Consider the following 16,736-nt stretch of genomic DNA (forward strand, 5'->3'; position numbering starts at 1 on the left):
CGAGGCGCCAGCCGCCACCTCATCCTCGCCCGGAGTCCTCCATCATGGTCTGGTTCGAATCGCTGTCGAAGAACGAGAAGAAAGCCTTTGCGGGCGCGTTCATGGGTCATGCCGTCGATGTGTACGACTTCATGATCTACTCGTTCCTGATCCCCGTGCTCGCCGCGACCTGGCACATGAACAAGGCCGTCGCGGGCAGCATCGTCACCTACACGCTGATCGCGTCGCTCGTCGGTGCGATCGGCGCGGGCCTGCTCGCCGACCGCTTCGGGCGCGTGCGCATTCTGCGCTGGACCATCGTGCTATTCGCGCTCGCATGCTTCGCGTGCGGTTTCGCCAACTCGCCACTACAGCTCGCGCTGTTTCGCATGCTGCAGGGGCTCGGCTTCGGTGGCGAATCGTCGCTATGCATGGTGCTCGTGACCGAGATCATCAGGAATCCCGCGCATCGCGGCAAATTCTCCGGCTTCGCGGCGAGCAGTTATTCGTTTGGCTGGGCCGCCGCGGCGATCGTCTATAGCGTGCTGTTTTCGTGGCTGCCGGCGGAGTGGGCGTGGCGCGGCTGCTTTTTTATCGGCATCGTGCCGGCGCTGCTGGTTGTGTATCTTCGGCGCGATCTGAAGGAGCCCAAAGCGTTCTCGCGCGCGCTCGGAAGACAGCACTCGCCCGCCGCGCTGGAAGGACTACGCCGTGTCTGCGCGCGGCCGCTCGCCGGCAAGACGATCCTGTGCAGTCTGCTGTCGGGCGGCATGCTCGGCAGCTACTATGCGATCGCGACGTGGATGCCGACCTATCTGAAGCTCGAACGCGGCCTGTCGATCTTCGGCACGAGCACCTATCTCGCGATCATGATCCTCGGCTCGTTCGTCGGCTACGTGCTCGGTGCGTTTTCGTCGGACCGCATCGGCCGACGCCTCACGTATATCGTGTTCGCGGCGGGCGCGTTTTCCATGGCGCTCGCCTATATGGCGATTCCCGCGTCGAACGGCGCGATGCTCGTGCTCGGCTTCCTGCTCGGCGTGCTGATGCAGGGAACGTTCTCGGGCATCGCCGCGACGATCTCGGAGAGCTACCCAAACGAAATCCGCGCGACCGGCTACGGCGTGGCCTACAACATGGGGCGCGTCATCGGCTCGCTGTTCCCGCTTGGCGTGGGCTGGCTCAGCACCGGTCATATGGCGCTCGACTCCGCGATTCCGCTGGTCGCGGGCGTCGGTTATCTATGCGTGATCGTCACCGCGTGGATTCTGCCCGAGACCAACGGCATCAGCCTCGATTCGCTCGGCGGCGAGCAGACCGATTCAAGCGCTTCGATCGAACCGATGGGTGTCGCCGCCCGCGTGGCCCAATCCGGCTCCGGGCGCGACGCTCGCTAACACTTCCCCTGTCTCGCACCAGGGCGGCGTCCACGCAAGTATTTGAAAATTTCAACTACTTGCCTATAATGCCTGCACTGCGTATGACGCAGACAGCGGAGCAAATTCTTGTATTCGGACTTCCTGACTTTCAGGCTCGATCTGACCAGCGCGTTGCTGATCAACCGCGCGAACCTGGTCTACCGCGAGCGCTGGGATCTCGACCTGCGTGCGCTGCGCGTGCTGCGCCTCGTCTGCGCGGAGCCCGACATCACCCCCAAGTCCGTTTCGCAACGCGCGCTGATCGAAAAGACGCTGCTTTCCAAGATCCTCGCCGAGCTTGAAACGCGCGGACTGATCGCGCGCGGCATGCATGCGTCTGACCGCCGTAGCATCGCGTTGCGCGCCACGGCGCAAGGCCTCGAAGTTGCGCAGGCATCCGAAACGGTCGGCACCGAACTTGAAGTCGAACTCACGAAGGCGCTCAGCGAGAACGAGCGCAAGACGCTCGAGCGTCTGCTCCGCAAGCTTTCGCACAGCCTGCTCGAAAGCGGGTCCGCAAGCGCGCCGCCTGCGAGATCCTGACGGACGATCCGCATTGCGCCGCTTTCCCTTGCGCTCGCGCTAACAAGGAGCCCTCCATGTCGAAGCTGATCGAAACGATGGCGACCGCGATCGACGCGTTGCTGCCTGAACTCGAAGTGATCTACAAAGATCTGCACGCGCACCCCGAGCTGTCGATGCAGGAGGTGCGCACAGCGGGCATCGTCGCCGACTACGTGGAAAAGCTGGGTTACGACGTGACGCGCAACGTCGGCGTGACAGGCGTCGTCGCGCTGCTGCGCAACGGCGACGGTCCCACCGTGATGCTGCGCGCCGACATGGACGCGCTGCCGATGGCCGAAGCGACCGGTCTGCCCTACGCAAGCACGGTCAGGACCAAAGACGAAGACGGCATCGAAGTCGGCGTCGCGCATTCATGCGGTCACGATATGCACGTCACGTGGCTGCTCGGCGTCGCGCGTTTGATGGCCGCGCATCGCGACGCATGGCACGGCACGCTGATGGCCGTGTTCCAGCCCGGCGAGGAAGTCGGCCGCGGCGCGCGCAGCATGCTCGACGACGGCATGACCACGCGCTTCCCGAAGCCCGACGTGATTCTCGGCCAGCACGTGATGGTCGGCGCGGCGGGCACGGTCGGCTATCGCTGCGGCACGATCCTGTCGGCCGGTGACAGCATCAAGGTGAAGCTGTTCGGCCGCGGCGCGCACGGCTCGCAACCGCAGACGTCGATTGATCCGGTCATCATGGCGGCCTCGACGACCTTGCGTCTGCAAACCATCGTGTCGCGCGAAATCGCGCCGAGCGACAGCGCCGTGCTGACCATCGGCTCTCTGCAGGCCGGCACGAAAGAAAACATCATCCCCGACGATGCGACGCTGAAGCTCAACATGCGCACCTACGACGAAGACGTGCGCGAGTACATGCTCGGCGCGATCCGCCGCATCTGCTGCGCCGAGTGCGCGGCGTCGAACGCGCCGCGCGAACCCGAATTCACGACGCTATCGAGCTATCCGCTCACGATCAACGACGCCGCGACCACCGAGCGTGTGCGCAGCGCGTTCGAGGCGCAGTTCGGCGAGCGCGCGTACGAATCGCCGCCGGCCGCCGCGAGCGAAGACTTCAGCGTGTTCGGCCGCGAATGGAACGTGCCGTACTCGTTCTGGTTCGTCGGCGGCACGGACCCCGAGGTGTTCCGCAAAGCGCTCGCCGCGAAAAAACTCAACGAGATTCCGAGCAATCACTCCCCGAAGTTTGCACCGGTGCTCGACCCGACCCTGCGCACGGGTCTCGAAGCCATGTTGTGCGCGGCCGGTGCGTGGCTCGACCAACACGAAACTACTCAGTGAATTCACACGCCGTCTATACCATTCTCGATCTGATCGGCACCTTCGTGTTCGCGATCAGCGGCGCGGTCGCCGCGCGTCAACGACGGCTCGACCTGTTCGGCATCGTCGTGATCGCCTTCATGGTCGCGTGCGGCGGCGGCATCGTGCGCGACGTGTGCATCGGCGCGATCCCGCCCGCGGGGCTATCGAACTGGCGCTATCTGGCCACCGCGCTCGCCGCGTCGGCGCTGACGATTCTCGCGTATCCGCAGGTGCGCCGGCTGCGTCAGCCGGTGCTGTTCTTCGATGCGATCGGGCTGGGTCTGTTCGCGGTATCGGGCGCGCAGAAAACGCTCGCGTACGGCCACAATGCCGAACTCGCGATTCTGCTCGGCGTCGTCAGCGCGGTGGGCGGCGGAGTGATGCGCGACGTCGTGCTCTCGCGCGTACCCGCGATTCTCGAGCGCGAGATCTATGCATCGGCCGCGCTGTTCGGCGCGGCGGTGCAGGTCGGTTTTTCGTACGCGGGCTGGACGGACTGGTGGACGCCGTGGTTCGCGACGTTGGCTTGCGTGTTGGTGCGGCTCGCGTCGCTGCGCTACGGCTGGCGGCTGCCGGTCTTCCAGGGCAGACGCACGGCCGAGACGCGCGACAATCCATAACGGGTCCTGCGCGCTTCAGCTCGCGTTTTGCGGAATCAGCACCGCTGCCGCGCCACGTTGTCTCGTGCGTTCCACCGGCTTTCTCCGTTCATTCCACATGTCGATCCGCTCGCGACGAAGTGCGTGGTCATGTGCCAGCCGCCATGCTCGGCAGCAGATCGCGATAGATATGAATCATCGCGGGCCCCATCAGCACGACGAGCAGCGCCGGAAAAATGCAGAACATCAACGGAAACAGCAACTTCAGCGCGATCTTCGCGGCCCGAAGTCGAACGCATCAGCTATTTCAACACGCTGCTGTATCCGGTCGCGGTGGCCGCGCGCTGGGCCGACCGGCTGCTGCGTCGCAAACATTCGAGCGGCGACGCGATTCCGCCGTGGCTGCTCAACGCGGCGCTGTACCGCGTCTTCAGCGCCGAGCGCCACTGGCTCGCGCATGCGCCGCTGCCTTATGGCGTATCGCTGTTCGCGATCCTGCGCAAGCGCGAGGGAGCGTCGCGATGACCTTGGTCGAACGGGTCAGGCTGATGCGCTTTGGCGCGAGCGGCGTCATCGCGACCGGCCTGCATGTATGCATTGCGCTGACGCTGATCGCGGACGCCGGCATGTCGCCGCCGTGGGCCAACGCGATCGCGCTCACCTGGGCGACGGCGGCCTCTTATCTGTTGAACACGTTCTGGAGTTTTTCTGCGCTGCCTGCGTTGATGAACGCTGGGCGGTTCGTGGTCGTGTCGCTGGGCGGCCTGACGTCGACCGCGCTCGTATCGCACCTGACGCAGCTTGCGGGCGGGCCGCCCGCGCTCGGCATCGCGCTAGTCGTGTGCGTGGTGCCGCCGCTCACGTTCGTCGCGCATCGGTGCTGGACGTATCGCTGAATACGAAGCACGCGTAAAGCGACTCACGTCGCGCGCAACGCCTTCTGACACGCCGCGAATACCGCGCCGGCCGCCAGCAGCAGCGCCGAATACACGAGCCCGCGCGCGAGCCCGGCGCCATCCGACACCCAGCCGATCACGACCGGCCCGACGATCTGCCCGAACGCGAACACGATCGTGAAGGCGCTGATGCCCTTCGCCCAGTGGCTCGCGGGAAGATTGTGGCGCACGAACGCGGTCGTCGACGCGACCGCCGACAGGAACGTCGCGCCAAACAGCGCGCCCGAAACGAACGCGACCCACGGCTGCGTGAAGAGCGCGGGCAGCAGCGTCGCGATCGCCAGCAGCGCGTTGAGCAGGGCGAGCGCCTGGCCCCCGCGCATGCGATCGAGCAGCGTCGACCAGATCCGCGCCGACACCACGGTCGCCGCGCCGAGCAGTAGATAGAAGCCGGTGACGACCGCCGCGCTCATGCCGGCGTTGCGCAGCAGCGCGACGATGAATGTCATGTAGCCGATATAGCCGACGCCGAACAGTCCGTAGCCCGCGAGCGCGGCCGCGAAGTGCGGCCAGCCCGGGGCGGGGATGGCGGCGGCTGCATGCGCCGCAGCCGCCGCGCTCGAGTACGCGCGCTCGATTCTGCGCGACGCGCCGATCGCGACCGCGGCGAACACCGCGCAGGCCGCCGCGAGCGCGAACCATGCGAATTGCCAGCCGTGGGCGGCATCAAGGATCGCCACCGGCACCAGCACCGACGACGCGACGATCCCCCAGCCGGTACCGCCGTAATACAGACCGAGCACGAGCCCCGCGTCGCGCGGTCGCGCCGACGCGAGCCGCGCCGCAAGCACGCCGCCGCCGATGAAGATCGCCGCGCTGCTCGCACCGGTGATCACGCGCAGCGTCAGCAGCGCATGCGTGCTGGCGGTGAGGCCGCTGCCGGCCATCAGCAGCGCGGTCAGCACGCAACCGGCCGCGAACAGCGCGCCGGCCGACCAGCGGCGCGCGAGGCGCGGAAACACGAGCGCGCCGAGCAGATAGCCGAGCGCGTTGGCGGTGTTCATCGCGCCGGCCTGCGCGAAGCTCCAGCCGAGGTCGAGTTTCATCGACGGCAACAGCAGCGCGTACGCGAAGCGCGCGAAGCCGAGCGCTGACGCGCTGCCGAGCGATAGCGCGGCGGCCAGCAGCAGGGTCGGCACACGTCCGGCGGTGGTCGTTGATGGCGCGTGCGATGCGGTGTCGGCGGAACGGGAGGACATGGGCGAACGGACGTGAACGGGAACGCTGCGAGCCGATTCTACCTGGAGCGACGACGAATGTCGCGGAATGTGCGCGCCTTACCCGCCCGCCCCTTCCGGCTGATGCGGCACGAGCCGCGCCTTTGCGTGGCGCATCTTTTCCAGCGTCTCGGGCCCGGCCTTCAGCGCGACGCCGATCGCGAGCGCATCCATGATGCACAGATGCACGAGCCGCGACACGCCCGGCGTGTTCGGATCGATCGGGCTCGCCACGCGCAGCAGCAGCGGAATATCGACGAGCCATGCGAGTCGCGAGCCGACGTTGGTCAGTGCGATCGTCGTCGCGCCGCGCTCCTTCGCGATCTGGATGCTTTCATTCACTTCGACGCTGCGCCCCGAATGCGAGATCGCAAACGCGACGTCGCCCGGCTCCATCAGACCCGCGTATAGACGCTGCAAATGACCATCGGTAAACGCGGCCGCCGCGATGTCGATGCGCAAAAAACGCAGCGCCGCGTCCTGCGCGACGAGCCCCGAGCCTGAGCCCACGCCGAAGAAAAACACGCGCCGGGCGCTCGAAAGCGCCGCGATCGCGCTTTCGACCACGGCAGGATCGAGCGCGCCGCGCGCATGCGTGATGCCGTCGATCGCCGCTTCGCCGACCTTGTCCATCAAGGTCTGCACGTCGTCGTCGCGCGCGACCGCGGTCGATGCATACGGCAGCCCGCCCGCGACGCTCTGCGCGAGCTGCATCTTGAAGTCGCGCAGACCGTGCGCACCGATCGCGCGGCAAAAACGCGTGACGGAAGGCTCGGACACTTCGGCGCGCTGCGCGAGTTCGGTGATGCTCGCGCGCATCGCGAAGTCGACGTCGGCGAGCACCATGTCGGCGACCTTGCGCTCGGCGGGCCGCAGACTCGCGAGTGCGTTGCGGATGTGGGGAATCAAGTTCGGTGCGGACACCCGGTGTTCCTTAGGGGCTGTTTCATATGGATCCGCGTCGCTCGCAGCTTGTTCGGCTTCAATCGGCCTGATCAAAGTTCAAGCCGCACGCGGTTCAGACCAGCCTGCGTCCACTCTCCGTATCGAACAGATGGATGTGTTCGGCCGGCAGACGCAGCGCGACACGCTGACCGGGCTCGATCTTCGAGCGCTCGCGCGTGGTCACGCACCACGAGGCGCTGCCTATTTTCCCGTACAGGTGCGTTTCGGCGCCAGTTGGCTCGATCACTTCGACGTCGAGCGCGGCATCCGGTATCTGCGTCGTGATCTCGATGTGCTCGGGCCGCACGCCGAGCGTGGCCTTTGCACCGACCACGGCCGACGCAGGCGTGCGTTCGAGCGCGACCTCGCTGCCGTCCGCGAGCTTCAACGCGAGGCCCGCACCCTGCGTGCGATTGACGATCACGCCCTCGGCGAAATTCATCGACGGCGAGCCGAGGAAGCTCGCGACGAACAGATTCGCCGGCCGGTCATAGAGTTCGAGCGGACGGCCGATCTGCTCGATACGTCCCGCGTTCATCACGACGATGCGATCGGCCATCGTCATCGCTTCGATCTGATCGTGGGTGACGTAGATCACCGTGTTCTTCAAGCGCTGATGCAGGGCCTTGATTTCGGTGCGCATCTGCACGCGCAGCTTTGCGTCGAGATTCGACAGCGGTTCGTCGAACAGGAACAACGCCGGCTCGCGCACCACCGCGCGGCCCATCGCCACGCGTTGCCGCTGACCGCCCGACAGTGCGCGCGGCAAGCGGTCCAGATAGCCACTGAGGTTCAGCATCTTCGCGGCCGCATCGATGCGCGGCTTGAATTTCTCCGAGGATTCTTTGCGGATTCTCGGACCGAACGCGATGTTTTCATACACCGACAGATGCGGATACAGCGCGTAGCTCTGGAACACCATCGAGATGTTGCGCTGCTGCGGCGCGAGCGTATTCGCGCGCGTGCCGCCGATCATCAGATCGCCGCCGCTGATTTCCTCGAGCCCGGCCACCATCCGCATCAGCGTGCTCTTGCCGCAGCCCGACGGACCGACCAGCACGACGAACTCGCCGTCGTCGATGTCGAGATCGATGCCGTGCACGACCTGGGTGTCGCCATAGCGTTTGAAGATGCCGCTCAGTTGCACTGCTGCCATGCTGTCCTCATTGTCTTGCTGTGTGTTGTATTGCCGGTGCCGTAGTGCACGCGCCGCGCGCGGCTCAGAACGACTCGAGCGTCAGCTCCTGCGCCATCAGGCGGTTGCCCGCCATCAAGCCGCCGTCGACCGGCAACGCGACGCCGGTGATCACGCGCGCTTGCGGCGATGCGAGGAACAGCACCGCATCGGCGATGTCGTCGGGCGTCGCGAAGTCGCGCAACGGGTACCACTTCTTCAGTTCCTCGAACACCTGAGGATTCTTGTCGACACGCGCCTGCCACGCCTGCGTCTTCACAGTGCCCGGACACACGATGTTCGCGCGAATGCCAAAGCGGCCCAGCTCGATCGCGAGCGCCTTCGTATAGCTGATCAGGCCGGCCTTCGCGGCGCTATATGCCGGATGACCGAGCGCGGCGAGACCGTTCACCGAGCCGATCAGCACGAGCGCGCCGCGCTGCCGTTCGATCATCGACGCGCGCACCGCCTCCACCGTGTGATATGTGCCGTTCAGATTCAGATGGATGTCGCGCTGCCAGCTTGCCGCGTCGGTGGTCGCGAGCGACGCGCCGAGCGCCGCGCCCGCGTTCGCGACCAGCACGTCGACCGGCCCACGCTGCGCGACCGCCGCGGCCACCGCGTGCTGCACCGCAGCGGCGTCGCCGAGATCGACCGCGACCGGCACGACCTTGTCCGCGCCCTGTTGCGCGCCGAGTCGCGCGCTCAACGATTGCAGCGCGGTCGCGTCGATGTCGAGCGCGAGCACGGTATCACCCGCCTCGACGAAGCGCTCGCATAACACGCTGCCGATACCGCCGCATGCGCCCGTTACCAATACGACACGATCCATATGTTCCTCGCTCGTTGGCCTGGCCGTTTCGGCCGTCTTGCCGTCGCCGTCCGAAACCCGGCCTCGCGCAACGCTGTAAATTTCCTACATATCCCACCGGCGACGACTGCCGGCCATCCCGAAGAGTGGGTTTCCCATCCCGTCGCGCAGTGCAGAATACACCATGCTTTACAGCATCTTATGCACAAAACAGCCTGAGAAAAAATATCGCAGACCCTACGTGACAAGCTATTTTGCGTCATGTAGGATTTTTTCAAACAATTTACCCCAAGGCGGCCGGCGACGGCAGCAAACCACCCACAGGAGAGAGAAAAATGTCGTTGCATGCCCGTGCTTCCCTCGCGCTAGGCAAAGTCGCCGTGGCGCTCGCGTTTGCAGGTATCGCCGTCTCGGCCCATGCCGAGACGGTCCGCGTGACGGTCGCTCACTACAGCGACGCGACCGCGCCGTACTTCGAGAAAATGGCCCGCAACTTCGAGAAGGCCAACCCCGGCACGACCATCAAGATCGAAGACGTGAACTGGGACACGCTGCAACAGAAGCTGCAAACGGACATCTCCGGCGGCGCCAACGCGGACCTCGCGATCGTCGGCACGCGCTGGCTCCTCGACTTCGTGAAGGACGACGTCGCCGAGCCGCTCGACGGCTATATGGACGCGAACTTCAAGGCACGCTTCATCGGTCCGTTCCTCGCGCCTGGCCAGATCAACGGCAAGACCTACGGCCTGCCGATCGCCGCTTCCGCGCGCGCGCTGTACTACAACAAGGATCTGCTCGCGAAGGTCGGCTACCCCGACGGCCCGAAGACCTGGAATGAAGTGATCGATGCATCGAAGAAGCTGAAGGCGCAAGGCATCGCCGGCTTCGGTCTGCAAGGCAAGGAAATCGAAACCGACGTCTACTATTACTACGCGCTGTGGACGATGGGCGGCGACGTGGTCGGCAAGGACGGCAAGGCCGCGTTCAGTTCGCCCGCGGGCGTGAAGGCCGCGACGATGTACAAGCAGATGATCGACCAGGGCCTCACGCAACCGGGCGTCACTGGCTATAGCCGCGAGGACGTGCAGAACCTGTTCAAGCAGGGCCGCGTCGCGATGGTGATCTCCGCGCCGTTCCTCGCCAAGCAGATCAAGAAGGAAGCGCCGAACCTGAAGTACGGCATCGATCCGGTGCCGATGGGCACGACGCACGCCACCTACGCGGTCACCGACTCGATCGTGATGTTCAAGAACTCGAAGGCGAAGAAGACCGCGTGGAAGTTCCTCGACTATCTGTTCACGAAGGAACCGCGCGTCGAGTTCACGACGACCGAAGGCTTCCTGCCGACCACGAAGGCCGAAGCGACCGACCCGGCTTTCAACGATCCGGACGTCAAGGCATTCATCGCGTTGCTGCCCACCGCTCACTTCGCGCCGACCGTGACCGGCTGGGAAGACACCGCGAAGGCCGTGACCGACGGGATGCAGGCGATCTACCTGAACAAGGCGCAACCGGCGGAAGCATTGAATGCGGCCGCTACGCAGGCGAACAAGTCGCTCGGTCACTGATACGCGGCTTTTGCGAACTGGGGACGCGCGGCGCCGTAGCTAAAGCGCCGCGCGTTGCGCCGCGCCACTCCCACATTCGAGCCTATGCAGCACGATGCACCCTCCGGCCCATTCCGTCGTGCCCGCCGCCAGAGAGCGGGCGCGTCTTACGATCGAGCACGCATGAGCCGTTCCGTTTCTTCGCGCGCGCAGGCGCCCTGGTTGCTGATTGCGCCGAGCCTCGTGCTCGCGCTGTTCATCATCAGCTATCCGATTTTCAACATCGTGTGGCAATCGCTGCATGAGGTATCGCGCTTCGGCGCGATCCGCGACTTCACCGGCGCGCAGAACTTCATCAACGTGTTTCAGGACCCGGTGTTTCTCGCTTCGGTACGCCGCACGATCATCTGGACCGTGTGCGTGGTGGGCGGCACGGTGCTGATCTCGGTACCTGTCGCACTGATTCTGAACCAGGACTTTCACGGTCGCGGCGTGGCGCGTACGATCGTGATGCTACCGTGGTCCGTCTCTTTGACGATGACCGCCGTCGTCTGGCGCTGGGCCTTCAACGACGACTACGGCATGGTCAATGTCACGCTGCAGCGGCTCGGCCTGATCGGTGGGCCGATTCACTGGCTCGCGACGCCCGAGTTCGCGTTCCCCGTCGAAATCGCGGTCGGCATTCTGGTGTCGATTCCGTTCACGGTGACGATTTTTCTTGGCGGCCTGTCTTCGGTCCCAAGCGATATCTACGAAGCCGCGCGTATCGACGGCGCGAGCGCCTGGCAGCAGTTCCGTCAATTGACGATGCCGCTGCTGCGCCCGTTCATCAACATGGCGATCCTGCTGAACGTGATCTACGTGTTCAACTCGTTTCCGATCATCTGGGTGATGACGCAAGGCGGCCCCGACAACAGCACGCACATCCTCGTCACTTACCTGTACGAACTCGGCTTCCGGCTCGGACGGCCCGGCGAAGCGGCCGCCGTTTCGCTGATCATGCTCGTGATGCTGTTCGTGTTCTCGATCGCTTATCTACGTCTGCAACGCGCGAAAGAAGGAGTGCCATCATGAGTCTGAGCGCGAAGACGAAACGCTCGCTGTGGTGCTGGATCGCGCTGACGCCGCTCGTGATCGTCATACTGTTTCCGTTCGCGGTGATGTTCTTCACCGCGGTCAAACCGGCCTCGGAGATCTTCGTCTATCCTGCGCGCTGGCTACCGGTGCAGTGGCAGTGGCGCAATTTCATCGACATGTGGGACGCGGCCAACTTCGGCGTCGCGCTGCGCAACAGCACGATCATCAGTTTCCTGTCCACCGCGCTCGCACTCGCAGTGAGCCTGCCCGCCGCTTACGCGCTCGCGCGCTTCCCATTTCGCGGACGCGGCCTGTATCGGCAGTTCCTGCTCGTCACGCAGATGCTGTCGCCGATCCTGCTGGTGGTCGGCCTGTTCCGGCTCGCGGCGATGATTCCGTGGGGCGACGGCAACCTGGTCGATTCGAGGATCGGCGTGATCGTGTCGTACGCGGCGTTCAATATCGCGTTCGCGGTGTGGATGCTGTCGTCGTACTTTCAGACCGTGCCGCAGGATCTCGAGGAATCCGCGTGGCTCGAAGGCTGCAGCCGCACGCGCGCGGTGGTCAAGGTGTTTCTGCCGCTCGCGGTGCCGGCGATCGTCGTGACCGCCATCTTCACGTTCATCAATGCGTGGAACGAGTTCGCGGTCGTCTATACGCTGATCCGCTCGCCGGAAAACAAGACGCTGACCGTGCAGGTGACCGATATGGTCGCGGGCAAGTACGTGGTCGAATGGCATCTGGTGATGGCCGCGACCTTGTGCGCGACGTTGCCGGTTTCGATCGTGTTTGCGTGGTTGCAGCGTTATATGGTGAAGGGGCTCGCGCTCGGCGCGGTGAAGTGAGTGACTGTGAGTGACTGCGCGGCGCGTGCCGCGCAGTGTTCGCTTGCGGGTCGTGCGTCAGTCGGTGCCGCGCACGATGCGCAGATCGCGTTCGACGCCATCGCCCAATGCGGCCAGCGCCTTCTTGTACTCGTCGCTTTCGTAAGCGGCGACGGCCGCCTCGTACGTCGGGAACTCGATCACGACCGTGCGCTCCTTGAGGCCCTGCTCGCGCGCCTCGTCCGCCACGCCTCGCACGAGGAACTTGCCGCCCGCCGCCGCCACCGCGGCCGGGGCCAGTTGCGCGTATGCGGCCAGTTTCTGCGGATCGTTCGTCTTGCGGTACGACGACACCCAATAACCTTTGCTCATTCGAATCTCCTTGTGTGATGGACCAACGCGGGACTAAAGCGGACCTAAGCAGTCGCGGTCTTACATAGTAGCAAAGCGGGCTGGCTCGCGATGCCGTGCCGTCACCGCACATTCCATCTGACTGTCAGCCGGTTGCGACCCACCACGGCGATGCCGAGCGGTACCGCGGCGCCGCGCGCCGCGACTTGGACAGCATCTGCCACCACCAGCACGTGATCGCGCATAACGGGAAGCGTCTCTTTCAGCATCGCCAAAACGATTTAGCCATTAAACGTTTTGTGCACTAGGCTTGCCTTTGCACACTTCAAGCGATGGACCAAAGGAGACAACGAATGAGCGAGCGATACGAGTCGTTTTGTGCATGCTGCGGCGGTCCCGAGCAACGGGCGATGAGCCGCCGGACTTTCATGAGCCTGCTTGCGGGGAGCGCCGCCGGACTCGCCATGCCGTCCGCGTTCGCCGCGGACACACCCGCCGCGCCCACGATTGCTTACGACTCGATTGCCAACCCCGTACGTTTGCCGAACGACAGGTACTTCGGCGAATGCTCGGGCGTCGCGCTCAATTCGCATGGCCATATCTTCGTGCTGTCGCGCGGCAACACCACCGGCCCCGCATATGGCGCGGCCGCCGCGCAATTGCTCGAGTTCGCGCCCGATGGACGCTTCGTGCGCGAGATCGGCCACAACCTGTATGCGTGGTCGTTCGCGCACACGGTGAAGGTGGACCGGCACGACAACATCTGGGTCACCGACAAGGGCTCGGACATGGTGATCAAGTTCACGCCGGAAGGACGCGTCGCGATGGTGTTCGGCCGCAAGCAGGAAGCATCGGACGAGGAGACCGCGCCGCTCAAGCATCCGAATCCGCCGCTGCCGTCCGAACCCGGACGCTTTCGCCAGGTGACCGACGTCGCGTGGGACAAGATGGGCAACACCTATATCAGCGACGGATACATCAACTCGCGCGTCGCGAAGGTCGATCGCGACGGCAACTGGCTGAAGTCATGGGGCGATCGCGGCACGGGACCGGGGCAGTTCCATACGCCGCATAGCATCGCGGTCGATGCGCACGACCACGTTTATGTGGCCGATCGCAGCAACCGGCGCATCCAGGTGTTCGATACCGAGGGCACGTTCCTGCGCCAGTTCACGATCGACGTACCGGTGCCGCCGGACGCGCGCCCCGCGATCGGCAACATGCCGAGCGAAGCGGACCTCGCCGCGGGCACGTTCGCGCCGGGCTCGCCTTGGGCGATCTGCATCTCGCCGGGACCGAATCAGGTGCTCTATAGCGCCGACGCGTTTCCGGGCCGCATCTACAAGATGACGCTCGACGGCAAAGTGCTCGGTGTACTCGGCAAAGCGGGCAAACAGCCGAAACAGTTCGGCTGGATTCACGAGATGGCGTGTCCTTCGGAAAACGTATTATTCGTTGCCGAGTTGCTGAACTGGCGTATTCAGAAACTGGTTCTGCATGCGTGATGGACGAGGGCCGCCGCGTTCGTCTGTGATGCGGACGCGGACCGGCCCTGTCGATGTCAAGCCGTCTCAGTCGTAACGACGATGCTTGTGATGGTGCTTGCCCGATTGGTAGCCGCGGGAGTAGTCGTTGGCATACGAGTTCGAGCGCGAGACGTTGCCGCCGAGCGCCGAACCCGCGCCGCCGCCGAGCGCCGCGCCGACGAGGCCGCCGGTGCGGCCGCCCATCGCGTTGCCGGCCGCGGTGCCCGCCCCGCCACCGAGCGCGCCGCCGATGATCGCGCCGGTGCGTTCGCGACGATTCGACGTGACCGCGCCGCCCGCCCCGCCGCCCACTGCGCCGCCGATCACCGCGCCGGTGCTGCCGCCCACCGCGCCGCCGACTGCCGCGCCGGCCACGCCACCGAGCGCGCCACCGAGCATGTTGTTCATATCACCGGCGAGTGCCGGCAACGACGCCGCGGCGCTCAATGCAGCCACGGCAACCATCTGGATGATCTTCTTGGACATATCGGGTCTTTGTTTTAGTGAGACGGCGCCGAGTATAGCGGGGCTTTCAAAAGGCCTTTGTAACCACGACAGTCCGTGGCGGTAAGACGTGTAACAAAATGAATGGGGCATTGTTTTTTGCGGTGACCGTGAAAAAACAAGGGCCGCTCGTGATGAGCGGCCCCTGGAAATTGAATGCCGATCAGCGAATCAAATCTATCCTTCTACCCGCGCCGCTTCTTCTTCAATTCGATCGTCTCGAACAGATCATATTCCGGTGTCGGCGTCTGATCCGCGCCCGGCGCATGGTAGTAGTTCATCGTGATCGTGGTGTCGCCGCCGGGCTGCCCCGGATCGTAGTCGAACACCGCGATACCGTAGCCGGTGCCGGTGTCGCGTTGGGCGGACCAGATCGCATCTTCGACCGCGTCGGCGCTCGCGCGCACGAACGTGCCCGCGGTCGTCGACGGCACCGGGCGATTCGGCTTCGTGAAGATGCGCGCCTGCGGCAGGCCCGTGCCGGTATCGACGCCATACACGTCGAGCGGCGCGCTCGTGCCGCCGCCGCCGAGAATCAGGTGGATCGTGCCGTGGCTCGTATCGAACGTCGATGCACCCGCCGATACCGCCGACATGATCGGCTTGGGCTGCAACGTATCGACCGGGCGCCCCGTCGCGATGTCGGTGCCCTTGTTGTGATTGCAACCGCGCACCGGATAGCTGCGCTCGTAGTCGTGATCGTGACCGCACAGCACGAGGTCCACGCCATAGCGATCGAACAGCGGCAGCCACGCTTCGCGAATGCCCTTGTCGGAACCGTTGCCGGTATTCGACGAACTGAGCGCGTCCTGATGCATCTGCACGATGATCCAGTCCACGTCGTTATCGTGCGACGCATGCTGCAGCACTTTTTCGAGCCAGCGTGTCTGCTCGCCATTGCTATAGCCGCGCACGTACAGCGACGTGCCCGCCGGAATCGGCGGATTGCCAGTACTCGCGACCGGCGTCAGCGGCGCGGGCCCGGCGACGAAAGCGGCGGCATCCTGATAGACGACGTCGTCCGCATCGAGCGAAATGAACAGCACCGAGCCGACGCGGAAGCTGTACCAGCGGCCCGGAAACCGCGTGTGATTATCGGGCAGCACGTAGCGCGACAGATACGACGCAAGGCCCTGCTCGCCGTTGTTGAATTCGAGCTCGTGATTGCCTGGACACGGCATCCACGGCCGGTTCGATGCCGACGTCTGCGCGTTGTTGCCGAAGTCGCGCCACACCTCGGGCTGCTGCGTCGGATTCAGATTCGCATAGCAGAGGTCGCCGTTCAGCAGATGGAAGAGCGGCTGAAAGCGCTCGACGGCCGCCACCGCGAAGCGGCTTTGCGGCGACGACAGCACCCAGTTCGTATTCGGCGTCGCGAGATCGCCGTAGCTCGTCCAGCGAAACGGCGCGCGGCCGCGCGGCGCGGTACGAAAACTCGCGGTGAAGGGTTGCGCTGCATTGCCGTCGTTATCGGCCGTCACTTCGTACTGATAGCTCGTGTCGGCCTTCAACTCGCGCACGCGCGCGTGATAGTTGAATACGACCTCGCCGTTGATGCCGTCGGTGTACGTGCTTTGCACCGCGTGCACCGTATGTTTCGCGTGGTCCCCGTTATTGGCGCCGCTTATGCGCACCTGCGGATTGACCGCAGGCGCGAGCGACGACCACGACACGGTAATTTCGCTCGTCGGGTCGCTGCCCCAGGTCAGATGGATCTGTTCGGGCGTGCCATCGGGTGTGCCGCTATTGGCGCCGCGCGCGGTCGATGCGAGCGCGCCCGCCGCCGTCGCGAGACTCGATGCGCCGGCGAACTTCAGAAAGCCGCGACGCGAGACGATCGATGCGCCGTGCTCATCGGCAGGCATTGTCTTGACGATTTTTCTGTTCGACATGTCCGATATGGTTGTTCAGGTGGAAGA

At 64.8% G+C, this 16,736-nt stretch carries 18 protein-coding genes and 1 pseudogene; 10 read left to right on the top strand and 9 right to left on the bottom strand.

Features of this window, described 5'->3' with window-relative positions:
• Nucleotides 1–41: 41 nt before the first annotated feature.
• The 4 genes from OKW28_RS07050 to OKW28_RS07065 all read left to right on the top strand — a co-directional run bounded on the left by OKW28_RS07050 (nt 42) and on the right by OKW28_RS07065 (nt 3,906).
• The gene (locus OKW28_RS07050; RefSeq protein ID WP_429446882.1) at nt 42–1,376 is read left to right on the top strand and encodes an MFS transporter; all 1,335 of its coding nucleotides are present in this window, start codon (nt 42–44) and stop codon (nt 1,374–1,376) included.
• 108 nt (nt 1,377–1,484) lie between these two features.
• Entirely contained in the window at nt 1,485–1,940 is a 456-nt protein-coding gene (locus OKW28_RS07055) for a MarR family winged helix-turn-helix transcriptional regulator (protein WP_429444334.1), read from the top strand.
• 56 nt (nt 1,941–1,996) lie between these two features.
• On the top strand, nt 1,997–3,265 hold the full coding sequence (locus OKW28_RS07060; RefSeq protein WP_429444335.1) for a M20 family metallopeptidase: 1,269 nt from the start codon (nt 1,997–1,999) through the stop codon (nt 3,263–3,265).
• Nucleotides 3,262–3,906 (top strand): trimeric intracellular cation channel family protein, encoded by a 645-nt coding sequence (locus tag OKW28_RS07065; RefSeq protein WP_429444336.1) that lies wholly within the window; start codon nt 3,262–3,264, stop codon nt 3,904–3,906. Before OKW28_RS07060 ends, OKW28_RS07065 begins: the two co-directional genes overlap by 4 nt.
• Nucleotides 3,907–4,033: 127 nt before the next feature.
• Here OKW28_RS07065 and OKW28_RS07070 read toward each other — a convergent pair.
• A pseudogene (locus tag OKW28_RS07070) lies at nt 4,034–4,171 on the bottom strand (type II secretion system F family protein); the annotation flags it as partial.
• 47 nt (nt 4,172–4,218) lie between these two features.
• Between OKW28_RS07070 and OKW28_RS07075 the strand changes: the two are divergent.
• Nucleotides 4,219–4,410, top strand: coding sequence for a hypothetical protein (locus OKW28_RS07075; protein WP_429444337.1), 192 nt, complete (start codon nt 4,219–4,221; stop codon nt 4,408–4,410).
• Nucleotides 4,407–4,781, top strand: a complete 375-nt coding sequence (locus tag OKW28_RS07080; protein WP_429444338.1) for a GtrA family protein — start codon at nt 4,407–4,409, stop codon at nt 4,779–4,781. The genes OKW28_RS07075 and OKW28_RS07080 overlap by 4 nt, the downstream gene beginning before the upstream one ends.
• Nucleotides 4,782–4,804: 23 nt before the next feature.
• On the opposite strand, the gene OKW28_RS07085 is transcribed toward OKW28_RS07080, so the two are convergent.
• The 4 genes from OKW28_RS07085 to OKW28_RS07100 all read right to left on the bottom strand — a co-directional run bounded on the left by OKW28_RS07085 (nt 4,805) and on the right by OKW28_RS07100 (nt 9,009).
• On the bottom strand, nt 4,805–6,040 hold the full coding sequence (locus OKW28_RS07085; protein WP_429444339.1) for a YbfB/YjiJ family MFS transporter: 1,236 nt from the start codon (nt 6,038–6,040) through the stop codon (nt 4,805–4,807).
• A gap of 78 nt (nt 6,041–6,118) precedes the next feature.
• Nucleotides 6,119–6,982, bottom strand: a complete 864-nt coding sequence (locus OKW28_RS07090; protein ID WP_429444340.1) for a MurR/RpiR family transcriptional regulator — start codon at nt 6,980–6,982, stop codon at nt 6,119–6,121.
• 94 nt (nt 6,983–7,076) lie between these two features.
• The gene (locus tag OKW28_RS07095) at nt 7,077–8,159 is read right to left on the bottom strand and encodes an ABC transporter ATP-binding protein (RefSeq protein WP_429444341.1); all 1,083 of its coding nucleotides are present in this window, start codon (nt 8,157–8,159) and stop codon (nt 7,077–7,079) included.
• A 64-nt stretch (nt 8,160–8,223) separates the two neighbouring features.
• A complete protein-coding gene (locus OKW28_RS07100) occupies nt 8,224–9,009 on the bottom strand; it encodes an SDR family oxidoreductase (RefSeq protein ID WP_429444342.1) in 786 nt (261 codons plus the stop codon).
• Nucleotides 9,010–9,323: 314 nt separating this feature from the next.
• Between OKW28_RS07100 and OKW28_RS07105 the strand changes: the two genes are divergently transcribed.
• From OKW28_RS07105 to OKW28_RS07115, 3 genes are all read left to right on the top strand, one after another.
• Nucleotides 9,324–10,556: an ABC transporter substrate-binding protein gene (locus OKW28_RS07105; protein WP_429444343.1), complete on the top strand. Its 1,233-nt coding sequence runs from the start codon at nt 9,324–9,326 to the stop codon at nt 10,554–10,556.
• A 162-nt stretch (nt 10,557–10,718) separates the two neighbouring features.
• Nucleotides 10,719–11,609 carry a carbohydrate ABC transporter permease gene (locus tag OKW28_RS07110; protein WP_018423757.1) on the top strand — a complete coding sequence of 297 codons (891 nt, stop codon included), beginning with the start codon at nt 10,719–10,721 and terminating at the stop codon, nt 11,607–11,609.
• Nucleotides 11,606–12,457 (top strand): carbohydrate ABC transporter permease, encoded by an 852-nt coding sequence (locus tag OKW28_RS07115; RefSeq protein ID WP_429444344.1) that lies wholly within the window; start codon nt 11,606–11,608, stop codon nt 12,455–12,457. Before OKW28_RS07110 ends, OKW28_RS07115 begins: the two co-directional genes overlap by 4 nt.
• 57 nt (nt 12,458–12,514) lie before the next feature.
• Here the strand turns inward: OKW28_RS07115 and OKW28_RS07120 are convergent, their stop codons facing one another.
• The gene (locus tag OKW28_RS07120) at nt 12,515–12,808 is read right to left on the bottom strand and encodes a DUF1330 domain-containing protein (protein ID WP_429444345.1); all 294 of its coding nucleotides are present in this window, start codon (nt 12,806–12,808) and stop codon (nt 12,515–12,517) included.
• A gap of 101 nt (nt 12,809–12,909) precedes the next feature.
• On the bottom strand, nt 12,910–13,056 hold the full coding sequence (locus OKW28_RS07125; protein WP_429444346.1) for a hypothetical protein: 147 nt from the start codon (nt 13,054–13,056) through the stop codon (nt 12,910–12,912).
• A gap of 84 nt (nt 13,057–13,140) precedes the next feature.
• Here OKW28_RS07125 and OKW28_RS07130 point away from each other — a divergent pair, with 84 nt between their 5' ends.
• Nucleotides 13,141–14,292 (top strand): peptidyl-alpha-hydroxyglycine alpha-amidating lyase family protein, encoded by a 1,152-nt coding sequence (locus tag OKW28_RS07130; RefSeq protein WP_429444347.1) that lies wholly within the window; start codon nt 13,141–13,143, stop codon nt 14,290–14,292.
• A 66-nt stretch (nt 14,293–14,358) separates the two neighbouring features.
• On the opposite strand, the gene OKW28_RS07135 is transcribed toward OKW28_RS07130, so the two are convergent.
• Nucleotides 14,359–14,799 carry a hypothetical protein gene (locus OKW28_RS07135; RefSeq protein WP_184005106.1) on the bottom strand — a complete coding sequence of 147 codons (441 nt, stop codon included), beginning with the start codon at nt 14,797–14,799 and terminating at the stop codon, nt 14,359–14,361.
• Nucleotides 14,800–15,002: 203 nt separating this feature from the next.
• Complete coding sequence (locus tag OKW28_RS07140; RefSeq protein WP_429444348.1) at nt 15,003–16,709, bottom strand: fibronectin type III domain-containing protein; 1,707 nt, start codon at nt 16,707–16,709, stop codon at nt 15,003–15,005.
• Nucleotides 16,710–16,736: the final 27 nt, after the last annotated feature.

This window comes from Paraburkholderia sp. 40 (assembly GCF_050434105.1).
GTDB classification, from domain to species: domain Bacteria; phylum Pseudomonadota; class Gammaproteobacteria; order Burkholderiales; family Burkholderiaceae; genus Paraburkholderia; species Paraburkholderia tuberum.

Coding starts and splice junctions, on each gene's coding strand:
- OKW28_RS07110 (WP_018423757.1), top strand. CDS start 10,719: ATGAGCCGTTCCGTTTCTTCGCGCGCGCAGGCGCCCTGGTTGCTGATT.
- OKW28_RS07140 (WP_429444348.1), bottom strand. CDS start 16,709: ATGTCGAACAGAAAAATCGTCAAGACAATGCCTGCCGATGAGCACGGC.
- OKW28_RS07125 (WP_429444346.1), bottom strand. CDS start 13,056: ATGCTGAAAGAGACGCTTCCCGTTATGCGCGATCACGTGCTGGTGGTG.
- OKW28_RS07085 (WP_429444339.1), bottom strand. CDS start 6,040: ATGTCCTCCCGTTCCGCCGACACCGCATCGCACGCGCCATCAACGACC.
- OKW28_RS07095 (WP_429444341.1), bottom strand. CDS start 8,159: ATGGCAGCAGTGCAACTGAGCGGCATCTTCAAACGCTATGGCGACACC.
- OKW28_RS07100 (WP_429444342.1), bottom strand. CDS start 9,009: ATGGATCGTGTCGTATTGGTAACGGGCGCATGCGGCGGTATCGGCAGC.
- OKW28_RS07120 (WP_429444345.1), bottom strand. CDS start 12,808: ATGAGCAAAGGTTATTGGGTGTCGTCGTACCGCAAGACGAACGATCCG.
- OKW28_RS07060 (WP_429444335.1), top strand. CDS start 1,997: ATGTCGAAGCTGATCGAAACGATGGCGACCGCGATCGACGCGTTGCTG.
- OKW28_RS07115 (WP_429444344.1), top strand. CDS start 11,606: ATGAGTCTGAGCGCGAAGACGAAACGCTCGCTGTGGTGCTGGATCGCG.
- OKW28_RS07130 (WP_429444347.1), top strand. CDS start 13,141: ATGAGCGAGCGATACGAGTCGTTTTGTGCATGCTGCGGCGGTCCCGAG.
- OKW28_RS07135 (WP_184005106.1), bottom strand. CDS start 14,799: ATGTCCAAGAAGATCATCCAGATGGTTGCCGTGGCTGCATTGAGCGCC.
- OKW28_RS07080 (WP_429444338.1), top strand. CDS start 4,407: ATGACCTTGGTCGAACGGGTCAGGCTGATGCGCTTTGGCGCGAGCGGC.
- OKW28_RS07105 (WP_429444343.1), top strand. CDS start 9,324: ATGTCGTTGCATGCCCGTGCTTCCCTCGCGCTAGGCAAAGTCGCCGTG.